Source organism: Streptomyces sparsus (assembly GCF_054776295.1).
The window spans coordinates 1-6104 of the sequence record NZ_BAAHCA010000227.1; the positions used below are offsets into that span (position 1 = coordinate 1).

Consider the following 6104-nt stretch of genomic DNA (forward strand, 5'->3'; position numbering starts at 1 on the left):
GGCACGTTCGAGCGGCGGCGCGCCGACGCCCGCGGCAGCGACCCCCGCGAGGGCTTCCGCTGCTGCTGAGCCGTCACCGCGGCCACCCACGGGCCGTCCCCCCGCACACCGCGGGGGACGGCCCGTTCCGCTTCGACGCCCCTGAGACACCACTCAGGACACACCACCCAGACACAACATGTGGGGTTGGGATACGCAGCCACCACAAGATGTATGCTCACTCTCGCTGTCGACGCAGGGGAACCCGGTGTGAGTCCGGGACTGTCCCGCAACGGTGTGCACGGGCCCCACGGCCTGCGCGAGTCCGAGTACCTGCCGACGGCCCGTACACGTCCGGGCCCCGAGGGATGGGCCGAAGGACGCCGCGAGGCACCCCGTCCGACGGCGGCTGCCCCCGCGCGCCCCTCACACCACCCCCGCGGGCCGTCCGCCCAGCGAGGGAGAGCACGTCCTGTGACCATCGCACCCCCGGAGTCCGCGTCCGCGGTGCTGCTGCGCACCCTGACCCACCTCAGCTCCGACCTTCCCGCGACCGACCCCGCCCGGGTGGCCGAGGCCGCGTTGCGCGGCCGGCACGCCGGTTCCGACGAGGCGGAGTTGAGGTCGCTGGCGGCGGAGGCCGCGGCCGGCCTCATCGGTGACGAACCGGAGTACTCCCGGCTGGCCGCGCGCCTGCTGACGCGGGCCGTCCGCGACGAGGCCGCCGGGCAGGGCGCCACCTCGTTCTCCGCCTCGATCGCCGTCGGCCACCGGGAGGGCCTGATCGCCGACGGCACCGCGCACTTCGTCACCACACACGCCAGGGCACTGGACGACCTGGTGGAACGGTCCCTGGCCGACGGCGCCGACGACCGCTTCGGCTACTTCGGTCTGCGCACGCTGTACACCCGCTACCTGCTGCGGCACCCGCGGACCCGCCACGTCATCGAGACGCCCCAGCACTTCCTGCTGCGGGTGGCCTGCGGTCTCGCCGCCGACGACGGCGCCGAGGCGCTCGCGGAGGTCGCCGAGCTGTACCGGCTGACCGGTTCACTGGCCTACCTGCCGTCCTCCCCCACCCTGTTCAACTCCGCCACCCGCCACCCGCAGATGTCGTCCTGCTACCTGCTGGACTCCCCCAGGGACGACCTGGACTCCGTGTACGAGCGCTACCACCAGGTGGCCCGGCTGTCGAAGCACGCCGGCGGCATCGGCCTGTCCTACTCCCGCATCCGGGCCCGGGGCTCCCTCATCCGCGGCACCAACGGCCACTCCGGGGGCATCGTGCCGTTCCTGCGCACGCTCGACTCCTCGGTGGCCGCCGTCAACCAGGGAGGCCGCCGCAAGGGAGCCGCCTGCGTCTACCTGGAGACCTGGCACGCCGACCTCGAGGAGTTCCTGGAACTGCGCGACAACACCGGAGAGGAGGCCCGGCGCACGCACAACCTGAACCTGGCCCACTGGATCCCGGACGAGTTCATGCGCCGGGTGGAGGCCGACGCCGACTGGTCGCTGTTCTCCCCCTCGGACGTCCCGGAGTTCGTCGACCTGTGGGGGGCCGAGTTCGACCGCGCCTACCGGGCGGCGGAGGCCGCGGGTCTGGCCGTCAGAACCCTGCCCGCCCGCCAGCTCTACGCCCGCATGATGCGCACCCTGGCGCAGACCGGCAACGGCTGGATGACGTTCAAGGACGCCGCCAACCGCACCGCGAACCAGACCGCCGAACCCGGCCGGACAGTGCACTCCTCGAACCTGTGCACCGAGATCATCGAGGTCACCGACGACAACGAGACGGCCGTGTGCAACCTCGGCTCGATCAACCTGGCAGCGCACCTGACCGGCGACGGCACCGGCGGCGCGCCGGCCGGCGACGACCAGGCCGCTGCTGGTCAGCCCGGGGCCGAGCCGGTCGGCGTGGACTGGGAGCGGCTGGACCGCACGGTCCGCACCGCGGTCACGTTCCTCGACCGGGTCGTGGACGTCAACCACTACCCGACTCCGGAGGCCGCCCGCTCCAACCGGCGCTGGCGCCCGGTCGGACTGGGACTGATGGGACTCCAGGACGTCTTCTTCCGGCTGCGGCTGCCCTTCGACTCGCCGGAGGCCCGGCGGCTCTCCACCCGCATCTCCGAACGCGTCATGCTGGCCGCCTACGAGACGTCCGCGGACCTCGCCGAACGGCACGGCCCGCACCCTGCCTGGGAGTCCACCCGCACCGCCCGCGGGGTGCTGCACCCGGACCACTACCCCGACGCCGAGCAGACCTGGCCGGAACGCTGGGCGGCGCTGCGGGACCGCGTCGCCCGGCAGGGCATGCGCAACTCGCTGCTGCTGGCGATCGCCCCGACCGCCACCATCGCCTCCCTCGCCGGCGTCTACGAGTGCATCGAGCCGCAGGTGTCCAACCTCTTCAAGCGGGAGACGCTCAGCGGCGAGTTCGTCCAGGTCAACGCATACCTGGTGGCCGACCTCAAGCGCCTGGGCCTGTGGCACGAGCAGACCAGGGAACTGCTGCGGGAGGCGAACGGCTCGGTCCAGGACCTGCCCGGTGTGCCGCCGGAGCTGCGGACGCTGTACCGCACCGCCTGGGAGCTGCCGCAGCGCGCGCTGATCGACATGGCCGCGGCCCGCACCCCGTTCCTCGACCAGAGCCAGTCGCTCAACCTGTTCCTGGCCGCTCCGACCATCGGCAAGCTCAGCTCGATGTACGCCTACGCGTGGAAACGCGGCCTCAAGACGACCTACTACCTGCGTTCCCGCCCCGCCACCCGCATCGCCCGGTCCGCGCGCGGCTCCGCCGTCCCGGCCCAGCAGGAGCCGTCCGACCCGACCACCGCGCAGGCCGAGGTCTGCTCCCTGGAGAACCCCGAGACCTGCGAGGCCTGCCAGTGACGACCGCCGGCACCCGGCCCACCGGACAGGACCCCACCCACCGCCCGGACCCGGCGGTGCGGAACCTGCTCGACCCGGGCTTCGAACTGACGCTGCGCCCGATGCGCTACCCGGACTTCTACGAGCGTTACCGGGACGCCATCAGGAACACCTGGACGGTCGAGGAGGTGGACCTGCACTCCGACGTGTCCGACCTGGCGAAGCTGTCCCCCGGCGAGCAGCACATGATCGGCCGCCTGGTGGCGTTCTTCGCCACGGGGGACTCCATCGTCGCCAACAACCTCGTGCTCACCCTGTACAAGCACATCAACTCGCCCGAGGCCCGGCTGTACCTGTCCCGGCAGCTCTACGAGGAGGCCGTGCACGTCCAGTTCTACCTGACCCTGCTGGACACCTACCTGCCCGACCCGGACGAGCGGGCCGAGGCGTTCGCGGCGGTGGAGCGGATCCCGTCGATCCGCGAGAAGGCACAGTTCTGCTTCCGCTGGATGGACTCGGTGGAGGACATCGACCGGCTGGAGACGGCGTCCGACCGGCGGCGGTTCCTGCTGAACCTGATCTGCTTCGCCGCCTGCATCGAGGGGCTGTTCTTCTACGGCGCGTTCGCCTACGTCTACTGGTTCCGCTCCCGCGGTCTGCTGCACGGACTGGCCACCGGCACCAACTGGGTCTTCCGTGACGAGAGCTGCCACATGGACTTCGCCTTCCACGTGGTGGACACCGTGCGCGCCGAGGAACCCGAGCTGTTCGACGAGGAACTGCGCGGGCAGGTGGTGGCGATGCTGCGGGAGGCCGTCGACGCCGAGCTCCAGTTCGCCCGCGACCTGTGCGGGGACGGCCTGGCCGGCATGAACACCGGGTCGATGCGCGCCTACCTGGAGTGCGTCGCCGACCAGCGGCTTGAACGGCTGGGCCTGGAACCGGTGTTCGGCTCGCAGAACCCGTTCTCCTTCATGGAGTTGCAGGACGTCCAGGAGCTGACGAACTTCTTCGAACGCCGCGCCTCCGCCTACCAGGTGGCGGTGGAGGGCTCGGTCTCCTTCGACGACGAGTTCTGAGCCCGCGGGCACGCTCGCGAACGCCGCGCACACCGGGCCGACCCGATGCGGGCCGGCCCGGTGGTCCGGTCACGAAAAGCCGTGGCAGCGCTCCCCGGCAGCGCCGCCGGGGAGGTCGACGTCAGTCGTTCGGCACCGTCTCGTAGCGCGGGGTGCCCTCCTCCATCTGACGCAGGGCGTCCTTGCGTTCCCGCTTGGAGAGCCGGTCGATGTAGAGCCGGCCGTACAGGTGGTCCGTCTCGTGCTGGAGGCAGCGGGCGAAGTACCCGGTGCCGCGCACGGAGATCGGCTCGCCCTGGGCGTCCTGGCCGTGGACCACCGCGTAGTCCGGGCGGGCCAGCGAGGCGTAGGCGCCGGGCACGGAGAGGCAGCCCTCGTTGCTGTCGTCGAGCGCGCGCAGCTCGGCGGGCAGCTCCTCCAGCACCGGGTTCACCACCACGCCCACGTGGCGCACCCCGTCGTCGTCCGGGCAGTCGTAGACGAAGACCTTGCGGTCCACACCGATCTGGTTGGCGGCCAGCCCCACACCCTCGGCGGCCCGCTGGGAGGCGAACATGTCGTCGATCAGGCCGGCCAGTTCGTCGTCGAAGGCGGTGACGTCCCGGCACTCCCGGTGCAGCACCGGGTTGCCGACGACGGTGATCGGCCGGGCGGTGCCGCGAGCGCGGTACGCCTCTTCCCGCTCCTCGCAGTCCACGGTGTCGTCGACGAACTCGTCGACCGGCTCCGACCGGGTCTCCTGCTGCTGCGCCATGCCGCCGTTTGCCTTCCTCGCTGCCGGCCCACGCGTACCGCGGGGTCGCCCTACAGGGTACGTGGCGCGCGCACCCGTCTCAGCAGACTTCTTCGAGATCCCGCCACTCGCGGGTGTCCGGGCTGTCCGCGACCCAGCCGTCCAGCAGGCCCCTCACCAGCCCGGCCGGCGCGGCCAGCCCGCACTCGCGCTCCGGCACCCACTCCTGCCCGGGGCCGCCCGGGCTCATGTGCCCCAACGGGCCGGGCTGTCCGGGAGCGCTGTGGTCGTGCGGGTCCTGGCGTACCGTCCCGTCGCCCTCGTCGCTGGGCATCCGGGACTCCGAGCAGGACCTGCACAGCAGGCGCACCGAGGACGACCAGTCCTCGGCGGCGTAACCGGCGTCCGCCGCGAGCTGCTCCAGGGCGTCCCGGTCGTCCTCGGTGGCCGCTTCCAGCAGCACCACCCAGGTGGGCACCGGTGAGGGCGCCCAGAGTTCTATCTCGTCGAAGACGGGGAACGCCGCGAGCGTGCCGCCCGCGGTGAGCGTGCGCTCGCCGTGCGGCACACCGTCGTGCAGCACCACCTCACCCCAGCGCCGGCCGGACGAGGGCAGCGGGATGGACTGGATCTCGATGCGGGCCGGGTCGAGCCGGCGGCCCCAGACGACCTCGGCCTCCCCCTCGGGGGACAGCCGTACGGCGGCGCCGCCCAGCTCCATGCCGCGCGGCTCGGAGGTACCGGCGGTGTCACCCGGCGTGGCCGGGACCCGGAGCCCGTACGCCTGCCAGGCGCGACGGGCCAGCGGCCAGTCCTGGAGCGCCGTCGCGGCGATGCCGACGTTCCACCAGTCGGGGGCGCCGACCGCCCGGTCCAGCAGTGCCACGGCGCGCAGCCCGGCCGTTCTGGCCTGCTCCCAGTCGTGCCGGAACTTGTGGAGCAGTGCCAGGTTGAACCACGACTCCGAGAGCCACGGTTCCAGGTCGGCGGCACGGGTCAGCAACGCGCCCGCGTCCTCGTATCGGCCGTCCCCGATGAGCGTGAACGCCCGGTCGGTCGCCAGCCGCCAGTCGGTTGACGGCCGGTGCCGTGCCCTGCCGAAGATCCTCACGATGATCCCGCCTGATTCCCGCCTGTTGGAGGTGGCGCCCGATAGCGGGCCCGTCAACGGTCCCTCTCCTCGCATCCAACCATGCCCGCTCGGGGGCCTGCTCATTACCCGTGCGCCGGACGGATCCCGGACATGTTCCCGGTCCCGACGCCCAGCTTGCGTCAGCGCGCCGTACCGCGCGAGACGACACCGGCCAGCGCCTCCACCACTCGGGGGTCCAGGTCCCGGGCGGTGGCCAGTCTCAGCTGCTCCAGGGCCCGCAGCGAGCCGTCCACCGGCCCGGCCCGCCCGGTGGCGGCACCCAGGTGGTCCTCGTAGGCGTTGGCGGCCC

The 6104-nt window shown here is 72.3% G+C and carries 4 protein-coding genes and 1 riboswitch; of the genes, 2 read left to right on the forward strand and 2 right to left on the reverse strand.

Translation table 11 applies throughout. From position 1 onward, the window contains the following. Positions 1-226 precede the first annotated feature (226 nt). Positions 227-322, forward strand: a riboswitch (adenosylcobalamin-variant (AdoCbl-variant) riboswitch). Between the two features lie 131 nt (positions 323-453). Next, complete coding sequence (locus ACYVE9_RS12840) at positions 454-2871, forward strand: ribonucleoside-diphosphate reductase subunit alpha (protein ID WP_461027940.1); 2418 nt, start codon at positions 454-456, stop codon at positions 2869-2871. 101 nt (positions 2872-2972) lie between these two features. Beyond that, the gene (locus ACYVE9_RS12845) at positions 2973-3929 is read left to right on the forward strand and encodes a ribonucleotide-diphosphate reductase subunit beta (RefSeq protein WP_461027943.1); all 957 of its coding nucleotides are present in this window, start codon (positions 2973-2975) and stop codon (positions 3927-3929) included. Positions 3930-4050: 121 nt separating this feature from the next. Here ACYVE9_RS12845 and def read toward each other — a convergent pair whose 3' ends face one another. Beyond that, on the reverse strand, positions 4051-4683 hold the full coding sequence (gene def / locus ACYVE9_RS12850) for a peptide deformylase (protein ID WP_461027941.1): 633 nt from the start codon (positions 4681-4683) through the stop codon (positions 4051-4053). 79 nt (positions 4684-4762) lie between these two features. Next, complete coding sequence (locus ACYVE9_RS12855) at positions 4763-5773, reverse strand: tetratricopeptide repeat protein (protein WP_461027942.1); 1011 nt, start codon at positions 5771-5773, stop codon at positions 4763-4765. Between the last annotated feature and the right edge of the window lie 331 nt (positions 5774-6104).

Bases quoted from the DNA above. Each gene is read 5' to 3' on its own strand.
- ACYVE9_RS12845 (WP_461027943.1), top strand. From the start codon at position 2,973: ATGCGCTACCCGGACTTCTACGAGCGTTACCGGGACGCCATCAGGAAC.
- def (WP_461027941.1), bottom strand. From the start codon at position 4,683: ATGGCGCAGCAGCAGGAGACCCGGTCGGAGCCGGTCGACGAGTTCGTC.